Annotated in this window: 17 protein-coding genes; 4 read left to right on the plus strand and 13 right to left on the minus strand. The window is 29.3% G+C overall.

Translation table 11 applies throughout. The annotated features are described in order from the left end of the window. Positions 1-13: 13 nt before the first annotated feature. Positions 14-2,431 (minus strand): TonB-dependent receptor, encoded by a 2,418-nt coding sequence (locus JJC03_RS10210; RefSeq protein ID WP_235873260.1) that lies wholly within the window; start codon positions 2,429-2,431, stop codon positions 14-16. 161 nt (positions 2,432-2,592) lie between these two features. Beyond that, positions 2,593-6,906 carry a T9SS type B sorting domain-containing protein gene (locus tag JJC03_RS10215; protein ID WP_235873261.1) on the minus strand — a complete coding sequence of 1,438 codons (4,314 nt, stop codon included), beginning with the start codon at positions 6,904-6,906 and terminating at the stop codon, positions 2,593-2,595. A 195-nt stretch (positions 6,907-7,101) separates the two neighbouring features. Between JJC03_RS10215 and argS the strand changes: the two genes are divergently transcribed. After that, positions 7,102-8,880 carry an arginine--tRNA ligase gene (argS, locus tag JJC03_RS10220; protein WP_088445122.1) on the plus strand — a complete coding sequence of 593 codons (1,779 nt, stop codon included), beginning with the start codon at positions 7,102-7,104 and terminating at the stop codon, positions 8,878-8,880. Positions 8,881-9,058: 178 nt separating this feature from the next. Here the strand turns inward: argS and JJC03_RS10225 are convergent, their stop codons facing one another. The 3 genes from JJC03_RS10225 to JJC03_RS10235 all read right to left on the minus strand — a co-directional run bounded on the left by JJC03_RS10225 (position 9,059) and on the right by JJC03_RS10235 (position 12,454). Continuing rightward, positions 9,059-9,592 (minus strand): hypothetical protein, encoded by a 534-nt coding sequence (locus tag JJC03_RS10225; protein WP_235873262.1) that lies wholly within the window; start codon positions 9,590-9,592, stop codon positions 9,059-9,061. Positions 9,593-9,716: 124 nt separating this feature from the next. Further along, a complete protein-coding gene (uvrB, locus tag JJC03_RS10230) occupies positions 9,717-11,708 on the minus strand; it encodes an excinuclease ABC subunit UvrB (protein ID WP_235873264.1) in 1,992 nt (663 codons plus the stop codon). 83 nt (positions 11,709-11,791) lie between these two features. Beyond that, positions 11,792-12,454: a thiamine diphosphokinase gene (locus tag JJC03_RS10235; protein WP_088397996.1), complete on the minus strand. Its 663-nt coding sequence runs from the start codon at positions 12,452-12,454 to the stop codon at positions 11,792-11,794. Positions 12,455-12,516: 62 nt separating this feature from the next. Here JJC03_RS10235 and JJC03_RS10240 point away from each other — a divergent pair, with 62 nt between their 5' ends. Beyond that, entirely contained in the window at positions 12,517-13,140 is a 624-nt protein-coding gene (locus JJC03_RS10240) for an alpha/beta hydrolase (RefSeq protein ID WP_088397997.1), read from the plus strand. A 94-nt stretch (positions 13,141-13,234) separates the two neighbouring features. On the opposite strand, the gene JJC03_RS10245 is transcribed toward JJC03_RS10240, so the two are convergent. Both JJC03_RS10245 and JJC03_RS10250 read right to left on the minus strand, forming a co-directional pair. Beyond that, positions 13,235-14,059 carry a DUF4249 domain-containing protein gene (locus JJC03_RS10245; RefSeq protein WP_235873267.1) on the minus strand — a complete coding sequence of 275 codons (825 nt, stop codon included), beginning with the start codon at positions 14,057-14,059 and terminating at the stop codon, positions 13,235-13,237. 105 nt (positions 14,060-14,164) lie between these two features. Beyond that, positions 14,165-16,537, minus strand: coding sequence for a TonB-dependent receptor (locus JJC03_RS10250; RefSeq protein ID WP_235873269.1), 2,373 nt, complete (start codon positions 16,535-16,537; stop codon positions 14,165-14,167). A gap of 515 nt (positions 16,538-17,052) precedes the next feature. Between JJC03_RS10250 and JJC03_RS10255 the strand changes: the two genes are divergently transcribed. Both JJC03_RS10255 and JJC03_RS10260 read left to right on the plus strand, forming a co-directional pair. Then, positions 17,053-17,439 (plus strand): MarR family winged helix-turn-helix transcriptional regulator, encoded by a 387-nt coding sequence (locus tag JJC03_RS10255; RefSeq protein ID WP_235873270.1) that lies wholly within the window; start codon positions 17,053-17,055, stop codon positions 17,437-17,439. 10 nt (positions 17,440-17,449) lie between these two features. Next, positions 17,450-17,656 (plus strand): hypothetical protein, encoded by a 207-nt coding sequence (locus tag JJC03_RS10260; protein ID WP_235873271.1) that lies wholly within the window; start codon positions 17,450-17,452, stop codon positions 17,654-17,656. Between the two features lie 159 nt (positions 17,657-17,815). Here JJC03_RS10260 and JJC03_RS10265 read toward each other — a convergent pair whose 3' ends face one another. The 6 genes from JJC03_RS10265 to JJC03_RS10290 form a co-directional block, all read right to left on the minus strand. Beyond that, complete coding sequence (locus JJC03_RS10265; protein ID WP_235873272.1) at positions 17,816-18,580, minus strand: copper resistance protein NlpE; 765 nt, start codon at positions 18,578-18,580, stop codon at positions 17,816-17,818. A 232-nt stretch (positions 18,581-18,812) separates the two neighbouring features. Next, positions 18,813-19,298, minus strand: a complete 486-nt coding sequence (locus tag JJC03_RS10270) for a hypothetical protein (RefSeq protein WP_235873273.1) — start codon at positions 19,296-19,298, stop codon at positions 18,813-18,815. 570 nt (positions 19,299-19,868) lie between these two features. After that, positions 19,869-20,396, minus strand: a complete 528-nt coding sequence (locus JJC03_RS10275; protein WP_235873274.1) for a nucleotidyl transferase AbiEii/AbiGii toxin family protein — start codon at positions 20,394-20,396, stop codon at positions 19,869-19,871. Further along, on the minus strand, positions 20,383-20,682 hold the full coding sequence (locus JJC03_RS10280; protein WP_235873275.1) for a DUF6922 domain-containing protein: 300 nt from the start codon (positions 20,680-20,682) through the stop codon (positions 20,383-20,385). Before JJC03_RS10280 ends, JJC03_RS10275 begins: the two co-directional genes overlap by 14 nt. A gap of 305 nt (positions 20,683-20,987) precedes the next feature. After that, on the minus strand, positions 20,988-21,395 hold the full coding sequence (locus JJC03_RS10285; protein ID WP_235874374.1) for a DUF2225 domain-containing protein: 408 nt from the start codon (positions 21,393-21,395) through the stop codon (positions 20,988-20,990). Beyond that, complete coding sequence (locus JJC03_RS10290; protein ID WP_235873276.1) at positions 21,395-21,691, minus strand: hypothetical protein; 297 nt, start codon at positions 21,689-21,691, stop codon at positions 21,395-21,397. The genes JJC03_RS10285 and JJC03_RS10290 overlap by 1 nt, the downstream gene beginning before the upstream one ends. Between the last annotated feature and the right edge of the window lie 86 nt (positions 21,692-21,777).

Raw genomic sequence — 21,777 nt, forward strand, 5'->3', positions numbered from 1 at the left:
TCAATTTAGGATTTTAGAATATTCCTCCTCCTTGTGATTCATTTTTATTTCTTTCTTTTCTATCTAAGGCTTTATTTTTTCCACTACCAAAACGATAATTGAAGTTGATATTTATCGTTTGACTTTCCCATCTAAAATTTCCGTTGATTTGAGCGGGTTCATTACTATAAAAACGGGCTCTCATTTTATTAAAAATATCATTGTATCGGATACTTAAAGAAGCTTTGCCATTTAATAGATTTAATCGAGCTCCTAAATCTGTTTTCCACATATCTCGATTTGAGAATTGCAAGCCGTTTTGACCTGCTCTATACATTGTAAACCAAATGAGGCGAAAATCTTTCGTTAATTTAAAAGTATGATTCATTCTACTATTAAAAAGAATTGCATTTATACTTTGTGTATATACATTACCATCCCTTTTTTCTATCATACCTGTTGAATTTGTAAAATAACTGTCCGTTCCAAAATTTACATTCCACCATTTTTTAAAATCAAGATTACCTGATAATTCAATACCATATTCAGTATTGTGATTAAAATTAGTAAAGGTTAATTGTTGTTTTGTAGGTTCATTAGGATTTGTTGTAATAATTTGATCAATTTGATTTTGTATAAAACGTACGAATCCACCAGATGTAATAGAGCCTAATTTTAATTTACGGGTATAATTTAATTCAATGGAATTAGTAAATTCAGGTTTTAGTTTAGAGTTTCCTACTTGCTGTATAGTAAGACCATTCCATTGTCGGATTTCATTTACTTGCTCCATATTAGGTCTGTCAACTCTTCTAGAATAATTAAGATTAAATGAGTTGTTTTCTGATGGATTATAAGTTAAAAATGCAGAAGGGTATACCGTAAAAATATAATCCGAAAATGTTTTGTCTGCATTTCCTGTTTTTTGAAAATAACCTTTTGCTTCATAGCTTTCAAATCTAATACCTAATTGATAATTCCATTTTCCTAATTCTTTACTATAATTACTATAAGCAGAATGAATATTTCTTTTAAAATTAAAATCTGCATCAAAAACAGAATTAATTTCCATTTTATTATTAGTATCATCCAATCGAGTTTCTAAACCTAGTTCTATTTTAGAGGTTTCGTTTATAGGGTTTACAAAATCAATATTACCAATAAAGTTTTTTCCGTTTTTTTGAATACCATTAGTAGATTTGATAGTATAGTTACCATCTTTAAAAATACTATTTTCTGGATCATCATTAAGGTTATAATTTAATTCAATGTCAAGTGTTTTGTTTTCTTTGTCAAATTTGTGTTTATAAGCAAGATTATAAGTTTGATTCTTTTCCAAACCATTAGATTCTTGTTTTTGCGAATCTTTTAAATTATTATCTAAATAATTGATGTCATTTTTAAATTCAACAGTTCTATTATCAAAATTTTGAATAGTATAGAAAGAAAGTGAGTTTTTATCATTGATATAAAAATCAGTTCCAATTTTAGTGAAATTGTTTTTTCTAAATTGAATTATATCAAATGTAAGATCATAATCTTTTGTACTATTGTATTTATCCCAATTTATAAATCCATGATTGGTATTTTTACCATGATTTAATGAATAATTAGTATAAAAATTAAACTTATTAGCTCTATAGTTTAAGTCGATAGAACCATTAAATTTAGGAGTAATTCCAAAGTTTATTCCTGTACTTATATTTCCATTGAAGCCTAAATTAGAATTTTTATTGAGTACAATGTTTATGATGCCACTCATTCCTTCAGGATTGTATTTAGCTGAGGGGTTTGTAATCAATTCTACTTGTTTTATAGCTGTTGAAGGTATTTGTTGTAAAACCTGAGCAGCAGAAAGGTTAGAAGGCTTTCCGTCTATAAAAATTTTTACATTTTCATTACCTCTTAGACTTACCGTGTTATTTTGTATATCAACACTCACAGTTGGAATATTATTCATTAATTCAGCTGCGGTAGCTCCCGCTGTTTGTAAATCTTTACCAACTGTAATTACTTTTTTATCTATCTTCTGTTCTATTGAAGATTTTTCTTTTGTAATACTTATCTCATCTAATTGTTTCGATTCCTCTTCTAATACAATATTTTTTAGATTGATATTTTTATTGTCTTTAGTTAATGCTATTGTAGTTGTATGTTTTTTATATCCCATAAAAGCAACTTCTATCACTAAATCTTTAATAGGTAAATTAGAAATAGTAAATAAACCATTCTCTTTTGTAATTGTACCAGATATTATTTTTCCTTCGTTTTTTATGGCTATTGAAACATAAGAAAGTGGAGAATTGTTTTTTTTATCAATTACCTTACCTGTTATACTTCCTGTAGTATTGGTATTAATAGCAGTGTTATTACTAGTTGAAACTACTGGAGTTTGTGCTTGCATAGTAGTCATAGCGGCTAATAAGCAAACTAAAATTGCTTTTCTTTTCATTTTGATAATAATTTTGATTGATGATGATTGAATGGATTTAATATAAAAATACTATGTAAAACAAGGTACTTTTGGAAATAAAATCAATTCTATGAGATAAGACGTAAAATATCTTTTTTGTTACAATAAAAAAAATCCCGAAATTTTTCGGGATTAAATAATTATCTTTTTAAAGTAAAATGAGATTTAAAGATTTTTCTGTAGTTTTTTTCATCGTATTCTACAGTAAACCAATAGTCATCAGCAGGGAGAGGAATACCTTCGTATGTTCCATCCCATCCTTTAGAATTGGGAGTAAAACGTTGGATTAATTTTTCATAACGATCAAAAACTTGAATAGAAGCCGTAGGATTTGTTATTCTTAAGTCAGTAATATTCCAATAATCATTATAGCCATCACCGTTAGGAGTAAAATATTTTGGGTGATTAATTATTGAAATTGTAATAGGTGCAGGGCTACAATGTCCTAAATTATCTTTTGAACTAATACTATGTTCTCCAGAACTAACATTATAGAATAGGTTACTATCTTGGTAATTACCGTTATCTAGTTGATAACTATAATTGCCTGAACCATTGCCTAAAACCGTTACGCTAATATAAGATGGAGTTTCAAAAGCATTACTATATTCTAAGATTAAATAAGGAGTGTATTTCGTTACTTTTGTCGTATAATTTTTGGTACAATTTGTATTGTTATTGGTTATTGTTACACTGTAATTGCCATCTTGAGAGGTAGTTATAGAGGACGTTTTACTGCTTAAAGGAGTACCGTTATAACTCCATTGAAATTTATAATCATTAGATGATAAGCCTGTTTCTAAAACAGCCTGATTGTATAAAGTACCTGTCTCATGATCTTCACAAATAATATATTCTGGTTGTAGATCAGATTTTGGTAATGGATTAACTATTAGTTTTATTTCATTACTAACATCAAAACAAGATTTTATTTTAGTACTTGATAATCTCGCCCAAATAGATTGGGTAAAAGGAATTTCATTTTTATATGTTGTATTTAAAGCAATTGCATTTATATCATTTGCTTCATTGAAACTTTTGAAATATTCAACTTTTAAATCATTAGGTGAAGTACTATTTCCTAAGACTTGTGAGTTTAGTTTGCTTAAATCAAATTCATATATGCCATCATAAGGATCTTGAAATTCATCACAAGCAGGTATCATCTTAACATTTTTAGATGCTATAGGTTGAGGTATAATAGTTAATTTAAAGCTCTTTTCATCTATACATTTTAATTTATTGTTTGTACTAGTATACACATAAATAGGGCTTATAACATTTAGAGCATTATAGGTAGTTCCAGGAGGAATCATCTTGCCAGGATGAGGTAGTTCTGGATGAGCAGGATCCATAGGACTATCATAGTATAGCATATTTGTTGGAAGATTTGGAAGAGTATATGAATTACAAACTAATTTATCTGTTTGGGCAGGAACTTCTAAGCTATCAAAAGTTATAGTAAATGAACTTTCACTAAAACAATTTGATACCACAGGATTCACTGAATATATATATATCGTTTTTATTCTAGTTGTTTGTTCTATACCAGGTCTTAGGTCACTACTATCTATTGTTAAATTAGTAATAAGGTTTTGACCATTAGGATCTTGGTAATATTTACCATTTTTTAAAGGAGTTAATTCATATTTAAAACATGTAATTTGATCACCTCGAACATCAATGGCAGGTTTACTAAATATAGTAATTTTCCAAGGAACTTCATTATAACATTTAGTAGTTAATGTACTTGGAGCTGTATTTGATTCTTTGTAAATCCAAAGTGTTGTGCTAGTTTTTATTTCATTATTAGGGAATAATTCAATATTTCCAGGGGTATTAGGTCCTCCTTGTAATATAAAATATCTTCCACCTTGATTTTCTGTAGGTAAAATATAATTTATACAAGCATTTACTTCTGGAGGGCTTGTTAAAAAGGGTTGATGAAAATTAATATTAAAAGAAGTATTATATGTACAATTTGCTCCTGCAATATAATGATAGATAGTTGTGTTTTTGGTAATAGTTTTAGGAGTACTTATTAAGTTACCACCTCCATTAGGAGCATCTCTAAACTCACCTAAAATAGGTTTATCTAAAATATAAGACTTACTACATGAATCAATGTTTTTTAGTCCAATATCTCCTATATAAACCCAAAAATCAGAAATGTTTGATTTACAATTATTATTACTAGCGTAAGCATATACATGAGTTGTTTGTGTAATAGGAAAATGTAATAATGTGTAAGTAGCAGTTTGATTATCATAAGTATAATAGTTTGCTGTTCCAATATCAGTAGTTAGTACAGGTAGATTATCCATAGGAGTACAGCTAAATAAATTAGTAAAACTGTTACTCATTGTTGGACTTTTTGAGATATTTATTTTAAAATTAGTAATAATAGGAGGACAACTAGGATCAGAAAAAGCAAAACTAACATATAAAGTCGTTTCCCCAATTGTAGTAATATTAGTTCCTGGTGATATTTCTTGAGTTAATGCACTGTCTAAATAATATTTTGATCCAGGGACTCTAGGAGCAGGAACAACGTAGCTATCACAGCTTGTTAAAACTAAAGGGGTTAGCTGGTTTGGTTTTACAATATGTACTATAAAAGAATTTTCAGAATAACAATCACTAAGGGTACTGTTGTTAAGATATTGATATACCACTGTTCCGTCAACAGTTATGTCTGTTCCTGCTGGCCAATTCGTTCCAGTTTGGTTAGGTCCTGACCAATATTGCGTACCATTTGATTCTATGGGTAAAGTATATAGACTACAAACATATTGATCCTTTATTATTTTTAATGTAGGTCTAGGAATTGTAGTTATTTTAAATGATTGAGATACAAAACAATTAGTTTCTGTTTTTACAAATAACTTTATATAAATAGTAGTGCTCTTTGTAAAGAAAGAAGTAGAAGTATCTATGGGAGCATCGCTGAAATCAGCTTTTAAATGATAATTTATTTGATAAATAGAATTTGATAATCCATTAAGTAAATTATTTGTAAGAATTAAAAATTCTTGTTTAGAAATAGAAGTTTCTCCAGTTCCCATAATATTTTCGCATTTTGTAATATCTGCAGGCTGTATTAAAGAAGGGCTAGCTGTAAGTAATAAGTCAAAGGATTTTGTATTATAACAACCATTTTGATTTTCAATTCTTACCCAAATAGACTTTGGAAGCATATTTGTAGGAACATTATAGTTGTTATGTATAGGATTTATATTTTGTTGGGCATCTGATTGACTTTCATAAAAACTAATTTTTAAATTTCCAGTTGGGTTTAATAAAGATTGGTTAAAACTTAGATCAAAATCATAATTACTTGAATTTGTATCACATTTATATAAATTTTTAGGAGTAATACTAGAAAAAGATGACTGATAACTAATCTTAATATCATCTTGTCCAGCAATACAAGGAGTGGATTTTATATAATAAGTAAGACGGTAAGTTCCTGCTTGATTTACAGTTAAATCAGGTGAATTACTTCCTATAGAGTTGTTGTTTTGATCTTTCCATTCAAAATCATATGCAGAAGGATTTAATCCAGTTTGTAATGTGTAAGATTCGTTTGCACCCTCATTAGTACATAGTGTTAGATCTGGTCCTAAAAGAGAAGTATTTAAAGTAAAATTAGCTTTCCCTAAAAAAATAGCAGAGTCATCACTGGTTACATTTCGATCTCCAATAACGACTTTAAGATGATAAGTAGCTCCAGGTATTAAATCATTTTTACTAACTTTTAATAATGTCGTTTGCCCGTTATAATTGATTGCAGAAGTAGTAGAGTTGATCCCTCCATTAAAACTACCAAAAAATGTAGAGTTAGCTGAATTACAACTGGAATTATATAAATTGTTTCGAATGCTTTCTACTGAAATAGGAGTATTTGTGTTAGGTACTACGGCAAGATTTTCTACTCGACCATCAGGATGTGTAAGTAATATTGCAACTCCGTCGTAAGTATTACATTGATAAGTTCCATATTCCTCAGAAGTAAATACAAAAGGAAATTCTACATAAGAACTCAATGTACTAAAATCAAATTCTAACTTTGTTGCATTTACAAAATTGGGAGGAAAGGCAGGATCTGTCGTAAAAATAGTTCTTAAATCATTGTCTCCAGGCCATGTGTCAGAACCATCTTGTAGCCTAGATGTATTAGGTCCTATAGATTTTATAGCATCTCCTGTACTCAAAATAACCCCTTCACTGAGGGGAAAAGATGGATTTGTATTTTTAAAATAACCAATTCCATTTGTTGATCCAAAATTTGTTCCAGTAGAACTCTTAACATTAGATACATTTATACATACTGATTGAGTTAAGATATTGCGTACTAAATCATCTGAAGTACGATTTGTTTCAACTGAAATGAATTGAGCATTAGAATAAAAGCCTATAAAAAAGACTAATAAAAGTGGGTATCTCTTAAGCATGGTACAATTCTTTTAAATGAGACGGTAAACATAATAAAAATAAGAAAAAACTGATTAAAAAAGAAGATTAATTCATTTCCTAATAGTTTAAATTGTTTTGGAACTATTTTTTTAACCCTTTGAATTCTACTCGCTATATAAATTTAGTGAATTTCTATTTAAATAGTATCTTTGTACACTTAAAAAAGATTAATTATGACATTACAACAAATTCTTACGGAAAAAATTAAAGTTGCCGTTGCGCAATTGTTTGAGGTTTCACTTGATAAAGTAGAATTTCAGGCTACCCGTAGGGAATTTGAAGGAGATATCACCATGGTAGTTTTTCCTTTATTAAAATTAATAAAAGGAAATCCTGTGGAAATAGGAAGTAAGATAGGTGATTATTTAGTTCAAAACGTAGCCGAAATAGAAAAGTTTAACGTTGTACAAGGTTTCTTAAACTTAGTAGTAACAGATCGTTATTACGTAGATTTTTTTAATACAGCTAGAAAAATTGAACAATTTGGTTTTAAAACATCTACCCCTGATGATAAGGCTGTTATGGTAGAATATTCTTCACCTAATACGAATAAACCATTACACTTAGGTCATATTCGTAATAATTTATTAGGATATGCAGTAGCGGAGATAGTAAAAGCATCAGGAAAAAAAGTGTATAAAACACAAATTGTAAATGATCGTGGTATTCATATTTGTAAATCTATGTTAGCATGGCAAGAATCTGGACAAGATCAAACACCTGAATCTACAGGCTTGAAAGGAGATAAGTTAGTAGGTAATTTTTATGTTGAATTTGATAAACAATATAAAAATGAAATAAAAGAATTAATCACCGCAGGTCATACTGAAGAAGAAGCAAAAAAAATAGCACCATCTATCTTAAATGCTCAAGAAATGCTTCGTAAGTGGGAATCAGGAGATGAAGAAGTAGTAGCTTTATGGAAAAAAATGAACCAATGGGTATACGATGGTTTTGGTGTTACCTATAAAAATTTAGGTGTTGATTTTGATTCGTATTATTATGAAAGTAATACCTACTTGCTAGGAAAAGACGTGGTAGAAGAAGGACTGCAAAAAGGAGTCTTTTATAAAAAAGAAGACGGATCTGTTTGGATTGATTTAACTGCTGAAGGATTAGATGAAAAATTAGTTTTACGTGCCGATGGAACATCTGTTTATATGACACAAGATATAGGAACAGCTATCCAACGTGTAAAAGATAATCCTGATGTGGGAGGAATGGTCTATACAGTAGGAAATGAACAAGACTATCATTTTAAAGTTTTATTTTTAATTCTCAAAAAATTAGGTTACGATTGGGCAGAACAATTGTACCATCTATCCTATGGTATGGTAGAATTACCTTCAGGAAAAATGAAATCAAGAGAAGGAACTGTAGTAGATGCGGATGATTTAATGGCTGAAATGACAGCTACTGCTCAATCTATTTCAGAAGAGTTAGGGAAATTAGATGGTTATACTGATCAAGAAAAGACCGACTTATATAAAATAATTGGTTTAGGAGCACTTAAGTATTATATGCTAAAAGTTGATCCTAAAAAAACAATGATGTTTAATCCAGAAGAATCAGTTGATTTTAATGGAAACACAGGTCCTTTTATTCAGTATACCTATGCTCGTATTCAATCTATTTTAAGAAAAGCAGATTTTGATTATTCAGCAGATATTATTTTAGAAGAATTACAGGAAAAAGAGAAAGAGTTAATCAAGCAAATTGCTTTATTTCCAGAAATTATCCAAAATGCAGCAATTAATCATAGTCCTGCTTTAGTAGCTAATTATACATATGATTTAGTAAAAGAATTTAATTCCTTCTATCAAAATGTATCAATTTTGGGTGAAGAAAATTTGAATAAAAAGATTTTTAGAGTTCAGCTGGCTAAATTAGTTGGAGATACTATCCGATTGGCATTTAGTTTATTAGGAATCCAAGTTCCAGAAAGAATGTAATAATAAAAAAAGAGGTTGTCCAAAAAGTAAAATCTACTTCCAGCTTATCACTCCGACTGATGGAAGGAGTATTATCAATATTATGTGATTTGCTTCACTTCTTCGGGAAGAGCCCTTGGGTCTTCCTTTTGGTTGGAATGATATAAGATTTTAGACTTTTAGGACAGCCTCTCTTGTATTAAAAACGGTAACGAGCACTTACTCCTACATTTGGACCAAATCCTCTATCTGTTATATCTTTGTATTCAGAGCTAATATAAAGTTCTGGTCTTACATCTACAGCTAATCTTAAAGGGAAATCAAAGTTGTATTCAATACCTCCATTAGCTGCAACAATTAGATACAATCCGTTTCGGTCTTCATATCTACCATTATTTGTATTATAATATGAGGAAGCCTTCCAAGATCCTATACCCGCTCCAGGTCCAACGAACCATCTGAAGCCATCTTTTATATCAAATACCCAATGATACAATCCTGTTAGTTTAACTTCACGTTGATCATAGCTATAAGCTCCATACCTTGAATAACCTTGATTTTTAAATCCAAGATTAGCCTCTATTCTATTTTCTTTTGATAAGTCCCTTTGATACGTAATTTCAGCTCCAAAACCATTGTTTTCATTAAGACGTATACCTATTGCATTTTCTTGCGCTATACTTGTAGCTGTAATGCCTAATAAAGTAATAATTGTTAAAAAAGTTTTTTTCATCTTACATTTTTTAGTTAATTAACGATATTAAATTAATAAATATTGTTTAAAAAAAGATATACTATATGAGAAATATTCTTAATAAGGGTTAAAAGTTGAGAATAAGTAAAAAAAACAAGAAAAATTAAACTAATTTTTCTTGTAAAGCTTTTATGTCATCACGCAATTTAGCTGCTTGCATAAAATCTAAATCTTTAGCCGCTTTTTCCATTGCTTTACGTTTATCACGAATTCGTTTTTCTATTTCAGGTTTACTTAGATACTCTGTTGTTGGTTCTGCAGCTTTAGAAATACTATTTTCATGCTGATAATTATTTGCTGAATTTTTTGATAAATGATTTTCAATAGCTTTATTCAAAGCTTTTGGAACTAAATTATGAGTTGTATTAAAATTGATTTGTTTTTCACGACGGTAATTGGTTTCATTAATTGTACGTTGCATAGAATCAGTTATTTTATCAGCATACATAATGGCTTTACCGTTAATATTACGAGCAGCACGACCAACAGTTTGTGTTAAAGACCGATGGCTACGTAAAAAACCTTCTTTATCCGCATCTAAAATAGCTACTAAAGATACTTCTGGTAAGTCTAAGCCCTCACGAAGTAAATTAACTCCAATTAAAACATCAAAGATACCTTTACGTAAATCTTGCATTATTTCGACACGTTCTAATGTGTCCACGTCAGAATGAATATAACGACAACGTATAGAAACCTTCGTTAGGTATTTAGTTAATTCTTCTGCCATACGTTTAGTTAAAGTAGTAACTAAAACTCGTTCATCAACCTCACAACGTTGTTGAATTTCTTCAATTAAATCATCTATTTGATTAGCACTTGGACGCACTTCAATAATAGGATCTAATAAGCCTGTTGGACGAATTACCTGTTCTATATAAATTCCTTCTGATTTTTGTAATTCATAATCAGCTGGCGTAGCTGATACATAAATCACCTGATTTTGAAGTGCTTCAAATTCTTCAAATTTAAGAGGACGGTTATCTAAAGCAGCAGGTAATCTAAAGCCGTATTCAACTAAGTTTTCTTTTCTACTTCTATCTCCTCCATACATAGCATGTACTTGCGAAATGGTTACATGGCTTTCGTCTACAACCATTAAAAAATCATCTGGGAAATAATCTAATAGACAGAAAGGGCGGGTGCCTGCTTCACGACCATCTAGGTATCTGGAGTAATTTTCAATTCCAGAGCAATAACCTAATTCACGTATCATTTCTAGATCAAAATTAGTTCTTTCTTCTAAACGTTTTGCCTCTAAATGCTTGCCAATTTCTTTTAAATAATCTACTTGTTTAACTAAGTCTTGTTGAATATTCCAAATAGCATTTTGTAATACGTCTGGTGAAGTTACAAACATATTAGCAGGATAAATATTTAGTTTTTCGTAACGTTCTATTACTTTAGATGTTTTAGCATCAAAAGCTTCGATTTCTTCAATTTCATCACCAAAAAAATGAATTCTAAAAGGATCATCGGCATAACTAGGAAAAACTTCAACAGTATCTCCTTTTATTCTAAAATTACCAGGGTTAAAATCAGCTTCGGTCCGAGCATATAAACTTTGAACTAAACGATGTAAAAATTTTGTTCTTGAAATTTCCTGATTTCGCTCAATTGAAATAACATTTTTTTGAAATTCAATAGGGTTCCCAATTCCGTATAGGCATGAAACAGAGGCTACGACTAAAACATCTCTGCGTCCTGAAAGTAGAGCAGAAGTTGTACTTAAACGCAGTTTTTCTAATTCATCATTAATAGATAAATCTTTTTCTATATAAGTTCCTGTTACAGGAATATAAGCTTCTGGTTGATAATAATCATAGTAAGATACAAAGTATTGTACGGAATTATTAGGAAAGAATTGCTTAAATTCTGAATATAGTTGAGCAGCTAATGTTTTATTATGCGCAAGTACTAAAGTAGGGCGTTGTACTTCTTGTACAACATTAGCCACTGTAAAAGTTTTACCAGATCCTGTTACACCTAATAGCGTTTGATATTTTTCATCATTTTGAATCCCCTCTGCCAATTTTTTTATAGCTTGAGGTTGATCTCCCATAGGAGCAAAATTAGATACAACTTGGAATTTCATTGGAGATTAAAATTATATTTACAAAATTTAAAGTTAAGGAATTGTATAAATAAGGTCATAAAAACATATAAAATTTATAGGATTCAATCAAAACATTCCATTAAAAGTAGATTTCCCTCTTCATGTTCAATCATTACAATTCCATCTTCTGTTACAAAGTTACTACTGCCAGTTCTAACCCCCAAAGTTAAAGTATCATTATTTAAAGAATAAAATAAATTTTTAGACTTAATACCTTTAACTTCTCCTATAGGGATAAGTGAAATAATAGTGTTTTTAGTATACCACTTTTCAAATTTTTTAGGAAGTAAATAAATTTTTGAATAATCGTCAAGAATTACAATTTTTAATTCTTTTTTATAACTAGTAATGTTCGTTATATTAGTTATCGTATGATCTGCTCGTTTGCCTGTAGCCCAAACAACGTTAACGGCTTTATGTCCTTTGCTTATTAAATAATCAAAAGCCTTTTCTAAATCTGTTTTATCTTGGTTGGGAGTATGAACTATTTCTAAAGGGTATTGTTTTTCTTTGTAGTATTCAGGGGAAAAGCCACGATCAAAATCACCTAATAAAACATCTATTTTAATACCTAGTTCAATAACTCGTTCTATTGCAGAATCTAATACAATTACTAATGGAGACCATTCAAGTAATTCATCTAATAATTCACGAGAACACTCTGCTCCATTAGCAATTATTAAAGCAGGTTCTTGATCATCTCGAATAATATGATGTGAGGACATTTTTTTTTGCAAAAATAAAAAGAACACTCAATAAATTAGTAGGTTTGATAAAAAAACAAAGAATGGAAGAACGATTGATACCAATAAAAAAAACTGCTAGAATTATAATTGCAGGAAATCATCAAGCAAAAATAGCAGTTGTTGTATTACATGGGTATGGAGAAATGAGTAATACTTTTTTGAAAAATATACAAATAGATTCAAAGATATTTTGGTTAGCACCAGAAGCTTTAAATCGATTTTATTTAGAAGGTTTCTCAGGGAAGGTGGGAGCTTCTTGGATGACTAAAGAGTTAAGAAATACTGATATTAAGGATAACTTAGACTATTTAGAAGAAGTATGGAGCGAGTTTAAACTTAAAGAAAAATTTGAAAAAGTTATTTTATTAGGTTTTTCGCAAGGAGGAGCTACAGCTATTCGTTTTGCCTATCAATTTTTTAATAAAATAGACGGTCTCATTGTATGGGCTAGTGATTTTCCTAATGAATTAGAAAGTGTTTTTAATGATAAGACTTCTCATCTAAAGAAAATTTTTGTAATAGGTAATAATGATCCATTTTTTAAGTCTGAACGGCAAGAAAAATTGAAAAAAGAACTATCCAATCAAGGTTTTAAAATAATCTCTTATTGTGGCAAGCACTCAATAGATCATCTAGTTTTAAATGAGATCATAGCAAGCTTTTAGAGTAATTATAATTTTAAATTATTTATAAAAAAACCACCTTTAATAAAATAAAAAGGTGGTTTTGATTAAAATGTAGGGCAATAATCAGTAAATTTTATTTTACAGTATAATCTTGAGTAGACAATTCACTTAAATTAAAGTATCCAAAAGGAAAATGATCATTATTCGTTTGATTAATAATATTGCCACGCAAAGTAGCAGGAGGAGTACTGAAAGGTCCCCCTCCATTTTGTCCAGAAATACTTAGTAATTTATTCATGTAGAAAAAATGTTTTTCAGAAATACTTTGTAAGCTGATCTTTATTTTATCATTTGTTTCTATCTGATTGTAAAAAATACCTGACATGATGTTTCCTTGAGAGAATTTGTCATCTAATAATCGATACTCAGGAAAAGCAATTTTACTGTTGTCAATTTTTAATAAGTAATAATTTTTTTCATTTCCATTATCTTGGAAAAAACCCTTAACTCGTATTTGATCCTTACCATTTATTCCTTTTTCATTTTCTTGTTTAATTTCAATAATTTTTGGAGTTGCAAGTAAAGTATTACTAGCAATATAAGTATCTCCTTGATAGATTATTTTTAAAGTATAAGCTTGTCCTATTACAGGGGCGAAATTATTACAAACATAATCAGTTGTGTTTCCTACTTGATTGAAATTATAAATTTGATTATTAGTGTCTTGTATTGTAATGATAGCGTTATGAGCGGGTACAATTTCATTAGAATAAAAATTATTCGTTAAGCTCAGTTTAATTGTTTGATTTTGTCCTGTTGTATTAGGTAACCATTTTAGATTAGCATCAATTACTAGTTTGGGAGTACCCGTTTCTAGTGGAATATTTACTACGTCTTCACAATTTGTAAAGAATAATATTATGATCGCACTATATAGGAATAAAAATATTTTTTTCATATATATATAAATTTAGTATCGCGTATACAATCACATTTGTTAAATAATGATTTTTTGAAATAAACGATTTAATAGTTTTAAATTATCTGTTATTTGAAATCTAGCTTAAAATTTAAAATTATAGGATACAGAAGGAATAATGCCAAATATAGATAATCTAACAGCTTCATTAATTCCGGTATCTCTATTTTGTCTAAAACTTATTGAGGCAGCATTTCTTCTGCTGTATAAATTATAAATGCTAAAAACCCATTCTGCTTGCCATTTTCTATTAAGATTTTTTCTTGGTTTTAAAGTCGCAGATACGTCTAGTCTATGATAGGTAGGAAGCCTATTTTCGTTTCTTACTCCATAACTAGGAACAACTAAATCTTGGTATACATATTGAGCATTTGGGTAAGTAATAGGTTGTCCTGATTGAACTGTAAAATTAGCTCCAAAACTCCATTTTTCATTTAATTTATAAGCTCCTGTAAAAACTAAATTATGAGTTTTATCAAAAGCTGAACGGTACCAATTACCATTATTAATACCCGTTTCTAGGTTGTTTCTTCCTGGTGTTTGTTGTTCAGATCGAGATAAAGTATAGGATAACCAGCCAGTTAAATTACCACTGTTTTTTCGGAGTAAAAGTTCTAAGCCATATGAGCGCATTTGTCCATTTAAAACAACCCGCTCAATTGCTTCATTGGCTATTAGATCTGCTCCATCAATATAATCCATTCTATTCTGAATTTTCTTGTAAAAAGTTTCAATTTCTAGAGTATACATATCCTCTTTGAAATTGTTAAAATAACCCATAGCTACCTGATCTGCAATTTGGGGTTTAATATAATTGTCACTAGGAGTCCAAACATCAAGAGGAGTCGGGGAAGTAGTATTAGAAACTAGTTGTAAATATTGCACCATACGATTATAACTTAGTTTTAATGACTGTTCAGGAGTTAACTCGTATGCGATTGCAAAGCGAGGTTCTAAATAATTGTGAAAAGCTATTTTTTGGAAAGAACTATATGTTTTTTGACCAATAGGAGTCGCTTTTTCATAAATTTTTGATTCTTCATCAAAAATCACAGGATTATCATTTTTATAAAAATTAATAGTAGAATTCCCTAAACGATAAAATTGACTATAGCGCAATCCATAAGAAACACCTATTTTTTGACCTATTTTTTGTTCAATATCTAGATAAAGAGCTGGTTCAAAAGCATATTTTTTGTCTAATTTTTTATAAGTTATAGGTGATTTTTCATCTGTAGGTTCAATAATGCCAGGGTTAAAATCACTATATATAGCATTTAAACCATAATTTAATTTTAACTTATCTGCTATGTAATGTTTAAAATCATATTTTATATTGTAATTTTTGATACCAGAATTCCAATTAAAGCCTACAAAATCTAATCGAAGGCCATAATAATAATCACTATATATTAAAGATAGATTCGAAAATAATTTATCTGAAAATAAATGGTTCCATCTTATATTTAAAGTTGTATTTCCATATGTATTATGAAAGGTATTGCTAAATTCAAACACATCACGACCAAAATAACTGGATAGAAATAGATTATTGTTATTGTTAAGTTTATAATTTAATTTTGCATTTAAATCATAAAAATAAGCAGCATTTTTATTATCACTTAATTTTAGAAATAAATGGGCATATGAAGATCGTCCGCCTACTAAGAAAGAGCCTCGTTCTTTTACAATAGGTCCCTCTGCTAAAAGTCTACTTGTAATAAGACCAATCCCTCCATTAGCCGAAAAACGATTACTGTTACCATCCTTTTGATAAATGTCTAATACAGATGATGCTCTACCACCATATTTTGCAGGGATACCTCCTTTGTATAGTTTTAAATCTTTAATAGCGTCTGGATTAAAAACTGAAAAGAATCCAAAAACATGGGACGCATTGTATACTGTGGCTTCATCTAATAAAACTAAGTTCTGATCTGCTCCACCACCTCGAACATTAAAACCTGATTGTCCTTCGCCTGCATTTGTTACGCCAGGTAATGATAAGAGTGATTTGATTACATCAACTTCTCCTAATACAGCAGGCATTTGCTTAATTGTTTGAATGTTTAATTTATTAACACTCATTTCAGGCTTGCGAATATTAGCTTTTTGCTTAGTATCCGTTATTATAATTTCCTTTAGCTGCTTATTCTCTTCCTCTAATCGAAAATTAAGTTTAATATCGCCTTTTAATTCAAATTTTTGATACTCTGTTTTAAAACCAACAGAACGAGCTATTAGATTATAAGCCCCTTCAGGTAAGGTAATAGAAAAAAAACCATATTCATTGGTAGATGAGGTTATGGAAGTTCCTTCAATTTGTAAGTTCACACCTATTATCGTTTCATTGGTTTTTGCTTCTGAGATTGTACCACTTACAGTAAATTTTTGTTGACTAAAAAGAATAGAATGATACAGGGTAAAAAATAACAGTAATATGTTTTTTAAATTCATTGTATGTTTGTTTTTTAATTTTAAATGGTTCTTTTTTATTTAATTGCTTGATTTTCATTGTTTTTTTGATAAAGTATAGTGTGTTCTTTTATCCATTTAATTATCTAAAATAACCTTTTAAAGGTTCTAAAATGAGGGTTATTGTCAATCATATTTTTTATAGCTAATGTATCAAAATATTCTTATTCTATCCGTCTTTAAATTAGTTTAAAAATCAGAAGGTTTGTTACATACTTAATAAAAAAGTATGACTATTAAGAGCCAAAATTAGATGTAAGAAAAATAAAGAGTTGTAGACTAAATCATCTACGTAATGTTAAAAACAGGAAAAGAAAACAAATGTTTAAGTAAATTTGATGTGTTAATCCTGTTTAACGAATAAAAATATAGAAAACCGAGGGTTTTTGAATAATGATTATTTTTGTTTTAAGGATTTATTTTGTCATTTTATACATGGTTAGAAAAATAGTATTACTAATTTTGCCAGCTAAGGCTAATTCCTGATTTACTTTTTTATGAAAAGTGCATTTAATCTTAAATTCCAAAATTTATCAATTGACAATAAAATTGTAGCAGGTTTAGATAAGCTAGCTACCGTACACCGTTACCTAATTTGGGAACAATCTAAAAAGTTAGCTTTAAGTCCTATTCAAATTCAGATCCTTATTTTTATTAAATATCACAACGAAAAATATTCTACAGTTAGTTATTTGGCTAAAGAATTTGGTGTAACAAAACCAACGATTAGTGATGCAGTAAAAATATTAGAGCAAAAAGGATTAATTAAAAAAATACAAGATGTTAATGATTCTAGAAGTTATTCTATGAAATTAACAACGAATGGCGTTGAAATGGTTTTAAAAGCAGAAGATTTTGCTCAACCATTGCAAGCTTTTTTTTGAAAAGCAAGAAATGCCCGATAAAGAAATTGTTTGGGAACTATTGTCAAAACTAATTTTTAAATTATCTCAAATAGACGTTGTTTCAGTAGAACGAATGTGTTTTAGTTGTAAATTTTATTCAAAAAAAGAGGAAGTACATTTTTGTAATCTTGTCAAAACACCTTTAGAAAGAACGGATATTAGAATGGACTGTCCTGAACATGTAGTGCTTAAGTAGAATAAAATTTTAAGAGGCTCTCCAAAAAGTCCGAAATCTTGTCATTTCTACCAAAGGGAGAAATTACATAGTGCTGATTATGAGACTCCTCCTTGCGTAGGAGTGACAAACTGTGTGTTGATTTTTTACTTTTAGGACAGCCTCTTAAATTATAAACAATTACTTTTTAGTATAATCACCAGCTAAGCTAGCACCGCCACCGCAGAAGTAATTCAATGCTAGGCGATCGTCAAACTTAGAAGTGAAAATTTCAGCCATTTTATTTTGATCTTTGAATACAATGGTCATTGTTCCTTTTAAGTCTTTTTCTATTTTGTTGAGTTCAATGTCAATTTGATTGTTAATTAATTGACCTTTTCCTTCAAAAGTACAACCTTTAGATGCGCCTGTAAACGAAACTTTTACATTGTAAATACTATCGTTATCCGCTTTTAATTCTAAAATTTGATTATAACCTTTGCCAGAAGATTCTGTTTGATACGTTCCATTTAATTGTGCGCTTGTATATACTGCTGTCTTTTCAAAAATATAGTTTTTGCTTAACTCGCCCGTAATTTCTTTTTTATCCGAATCTAGCATGACCAAAGTGTTGTTGGGTTTAACAGTATAATATTCAGTAGGTGTATTTGCTATTTTTACTTCTATGATATCGTTGGTTTTTGTCCAAGTACCGTATTCATTCAAGGAAGTTCCATCGCTATCTAAATACAGGGTGCTTTTGGCTATTTTACCATCTTTTTTGAAAGTTAGGTGAGTGTAAATACCCATGCAGTCAGCACAAGGTATAGTTCCGCTATACATACCGATGAAATCGGTTTCAGCAGTTACTGTATCTGTAGAGGTAGAAACGCCAGTTTCGTTTCTTTTGCAGTTGGTCAAAAATAAAGCTCCAGTAGCTAGAAAAATAAAAGCAATTTTTTTCATAATATAATCTCTAAGTTTAGTAATTTTTTTGTTCAATAATCTTGCCAAAATTTATATTCTTGGAAGTTATAATGTGTAGGATTAGTGAACTTTTATTTAAAAGGGGAGAGAAGCGGTTGAAAAGTTTTGTTTAATTATGAAAAGTTATATCGATTCGCTTAATCTTATATTTAGTCTAGACCTTTTAAAGTTAAGGAGATTTGATGCCAGGATCTACTAAATATATAATAGGTTAGTTGTAAATTTCATTCAAAATGTCAATACTTTCTTTTTTGAATTGCAAAACATATCCTGAATTAGCGGCTTGTTCTATATAAAATTCATCTCCTTCGTTCGTTTTATTCCAAAATTCTTCTTCTACTTCTCGATCGCCAATTCTCCAATCATCAAAAGTTATGATAAAATGATTTTTATTGTTATCAGCATCATGATAATGTTCTTTCTTTTTTATTTTGATATCTCCTACCAGTTTTATTCTTTCTTTTAAATCATTGTCAATATTTGTATCAATTAAAGAGCCTATAATTAATCCTGAAAATATAATTAACATTGCAATTTTAGTGAACCCATAAGTTTCATTTGGAGAATAATAACGAATGATTGATAATACAGATATTGAAAATATTAAGATTAAGAGCCTGATTTTGTTTTTACTTCTTTTCCTTTTTTTTAAAATTTTAATATCTAATTCTGTTAAAGAAACTTTTGTTAATGACATGTTTTATATTTTTCCTTGTCTCAATTAAAATTGAATATTCTTTCTTAATATCCAGCTTGTTTAGTCCTCAAAAGATGTTTTTAAGAGCAATGCCTTTTTCTTGTAAAAGTAAATGTTATTTTCCTTTTTCAGACCTAACAGGTTTTTAAAATCGGTTAGGTCTCATGAAACAAGATTACGATCTTACTTCGGTAGTCATTGCTTTCTTAGCTTAATGATATTGCGCTAGTATTATCCAAAGGAAATAGTCTAGAAAGAACAAAAGCCTAAATCGACAGCATAATTAGGGTTGTATGTATTCGGTTGTTCCTGCAAATTTCTGTGAGCGATAAGGGATGAAATTTTGTTTTGGTTATTCGATTTGTAGGTAGGCGTTTTATTTTTTATTTAAGTATGCCCTAACTTTTATTTTCCAATTGGATTTGTGATATGTAAGTGATGATTTATTGTTTTTTAGTGCTGATTCTGAATGGAAAGGGATTTTGCCTTTGTTTTCACTGTGGTTTTCTAATAGCAACAATTCAGTATTTTCAATTGGACAGAACTCATTTGATAAACTGAATATTGTATTTATGTTGTTTTCAATGTAATAAATTTTCCTTTTTTGTATAATTTCATTAGTTTGTTTAAAGAATGATTTGGGTTTTCAGTTATGTAATCTAAATCATACAAATCTTTCTCTGCGAATCTGTTGGATAAAGAATCTAACTTAAAAAGTCCTATGTTAGTTTCGCTAGCGAGTCTGATTTCATTATGAGTTTCAATGGGATGGAATAACTTAAAACCTTGAATTATTTCAACTTTAATAGTTGTGCTGTCAGTTGATATAATACTTCGAAGAAAAACAAGTTCATCATTTTGTTTGGTAGGATAACCAATATACAATACTCTATTTTTGAATGTGTCTATTATTTCTTTTTCTATTAACTCAAAACCACAAATGCCAATGATATTTTCACAAAATAGATCAATGTCTACTGATTCTTTATGCGAATATCTTATTGCTAAATTGGTCCCTCCAGCTAAATAGAAATTGCTTAATGAATTTAGCTGTTGTAATTCTTTAATAGTTTTCTCTAACTCTTTAGAGATGTACATATTTGTTGAATTTACTTTTAATAGGTACGTTGTATCTTTTTGAGGTTAGTGAGCAAATTTCATCAGGAATTCGCTCTGTAGAAGCTGTAATTATTCTTTTTATTGTTTCTTCTGTATATAGGCTTTCCAAAAACAAGATATTGTCACCAAAATTAGAAAAATCTGAAAACATAAGAATACGAGATATAATAACGTTACTATCCTTCTGGATGTTAAGTTTGCTTACATCCAAATCCCAAAAAACGTAGTTTGGTATTTTTTCTAATGTGTTAACAGTCTTTTTCATAGCTAGTTACAACAAAAGTAATGATTGTTTTTTATATAGTTTCGAATTTTATACCAAAGTTTTGTTTTTTCTTTTCGCGTTCCGTTTTTTGTAATTACCTGCAACTTAAATGTATATGACTGTGATTAAAAATGCCTAAAGCATTAAAGAAATTCCAAACGTTTGAAAGTAAACAGGATTACGGTCTTAGTCCTATAATCATTGCTTAATTAAATGATGTTCAGTTATTACTGTCGGGGGCAGTGATTGTAATTCATTGTTGGCTCTTCGAGCTCAATGGAGCCTTGGTTTTTTGGGTAGGCTTTTTATATTTTATTATTATCGTCTTTCTTTAATGCAAGTTCTTTCTGTTCTTTTGCAACAGCTTCAACCCAATCTTTTTTGTTAAGATCGTTGATAGCTAAATCATAATATTTTATTGCTTCTTCAAAATTTCCAATTCGTCTATCCATTTCCGCAATTAGATAATATATGTTGGCTATTATGGTATTGTCTTCGTATTCATTATTAGCCAAAGCTGAAACTAAATTATCTTTAGCTTTTAATTGAATCTCTTTCCTAAATTCAATTTCATTATTGTTTTCACGTAATAAATAAGAGCCTGTAACGTAACAAAATGCAATTTCTTTTTTCGTCTTTTCTTGTAATTCTTTTATTTCAGCAGCAATTAAGCATTGTCTAACGTTATCAATGGCTATTCCGTTAAATTTAATTAAATATTTTTTAAGTTTATTTTTTTCTCTTCATTGAATTTTACTTTAAAGTCTTCGAGATAACCTGAAAAATGGCATTTTGGACAAGAATTAATTAGTTCTTCATAGTGGTTTCCAATAGCTCCTTTTTTTTGGAAGTCTTTAAAAGAACCAAAAGTTGTCATACTCATAGTTACGCAAAATGTTACTTTTTTGCCATCAATCGGACACTTTACGGTTTCGTTTTCACAGGTGTGTGCATTAACAAAATTTTTTCCAATGATAAGAAATAATAAAATTAAAATTTGTTTTTTCATAATTGCATTTTTATTTGGTATTTTTTCAAGTTTTCTGCTGACCTAAAGATACACGAATATATTTCAGATAATGTGTTCAAAAATGA

This window comes from Flavobacterium oreochromis (assembly GCF_019565455.1).
Lineage (GTDB): Bacteria > Bacteroidota > Bacteroidia > Flavobacteriales > Flavobacteriaceae > Flavobacterium > Flavobacterium oreochromis.

Excerpts from the sequence above, each read along its gene's own strand:
- JJC03_RS10280 (WP_235873275.1), bottom strand. The coding sequence starts at position 20,682 with ATGAAAAAGACTGTTAACACATTAGAAAAAATACCAAACTACGTTTTT.
- JJC03_RS10255 (WP_235873270.1), top strand. The coding sequence starts at position 17,053 with ATGAAAAGTGCATTTAATCTTAAATTCCAAAATTTATCAATTGACAAT.
- argS (WP_088445122.1), top strand. The coding sequence starts at position 7,102 with ATGACATTACAACAAATTCTTACGGAAAAAATTAAAGTTGCCGTTGCG.
- JJC03_RS10275 (WP_235873274.1), bottom strand. The coding sequence starts at position 20,396 with ATGTACATCTCTAAAGAGTTAGAGAAAACTATTAAAGAATTACAACAG.
- uvrB (WP_235873264.1), bottom strand. The coding sequence starts at position 11,708 with ATGAAATTCCAAGTTGTATCTAATTTTGCTCCTATGGGAGATCAACCT.
- JJC03_RS10265 (WP_235873272.1), bottom strand. The coding sequence starts at position 18,580 with ATGAAAAAAATTGCTTTTATTTTTCTAGCTACTGGAGCTTTATTTTTG.
- JJC03_RS10210 (WP_235873260.1), bottom strand. The coding sequence starts at position 2,431 with ATGAAAAGAAAAGCAATTTTAGTTTGCTTATTAGCCGCTATGACTACT.
- JJC03_RS10225 (WP_235873262.1), bottom strand. The coding sequence starts at position 9,592 with ATGAAAAAAACTTTTTTAACAATTATTACTTTATTAGGCATTACAGCT.
- JJC03_RS10215 (WP_235873261.1), bottom strand. The coding sequence starts at position 6,906 with ATGCTTAAGAGATACCCACTTTTATTAGTCTTTTTTATAGGCTTTTAT.
- JJC03_RS10270 (WP_235873273.1), bottom strand. The coding sequence starts at position 19,298 with ATGTCATTAACAAAAGTTTCTTTAACAGAATTAGATATTAAAATTTTA.
- JJC03_RS10250 (WP_235873269.1), bottom strand. The coding sequence starts at position 16,537 with ATGAATTTAAAAAACATATTACTGTTATTTTTTACCCTGTATCATTCT.
- JJC03_RS10240 (WP_088397997.1), top strand. The coding sequence starts at position 12,517 with ATGGAAGAACGATTGATACCAATAAAAAAAACTGCTAGAATTATAATT.
- JJC03_RS10260 (WP_235873271.1), top strand. The coding sequence starts at position 17,450 with ATGCCCGATAAAGAAATTGTTTGGGAACTATTGTCAAAACTAATTTTT.
- JJC03_RS10235 (WP_088397996.1), bottom strand. The coding sequence starts at position 12,454 with ATGTCCTCACATCATATTATTCGAGATGATCAAGAACCTGCTTTAATA.
- JJC03_RS10245 (WP_235873267.1), bottom strand. The coding sequence starts at position 14,059 with ATGAAAAAAATATTTTTATTCCTATATAGTGCGATCATAATATTATTC.
- JJC03_RS10290 (WP_235873276.1), bottom strand. The coding sequence starts at position 21,691 with ATGAAAAAACAAATTTTAATTTTATTATTTCTTATCATTGGAAAAAAT.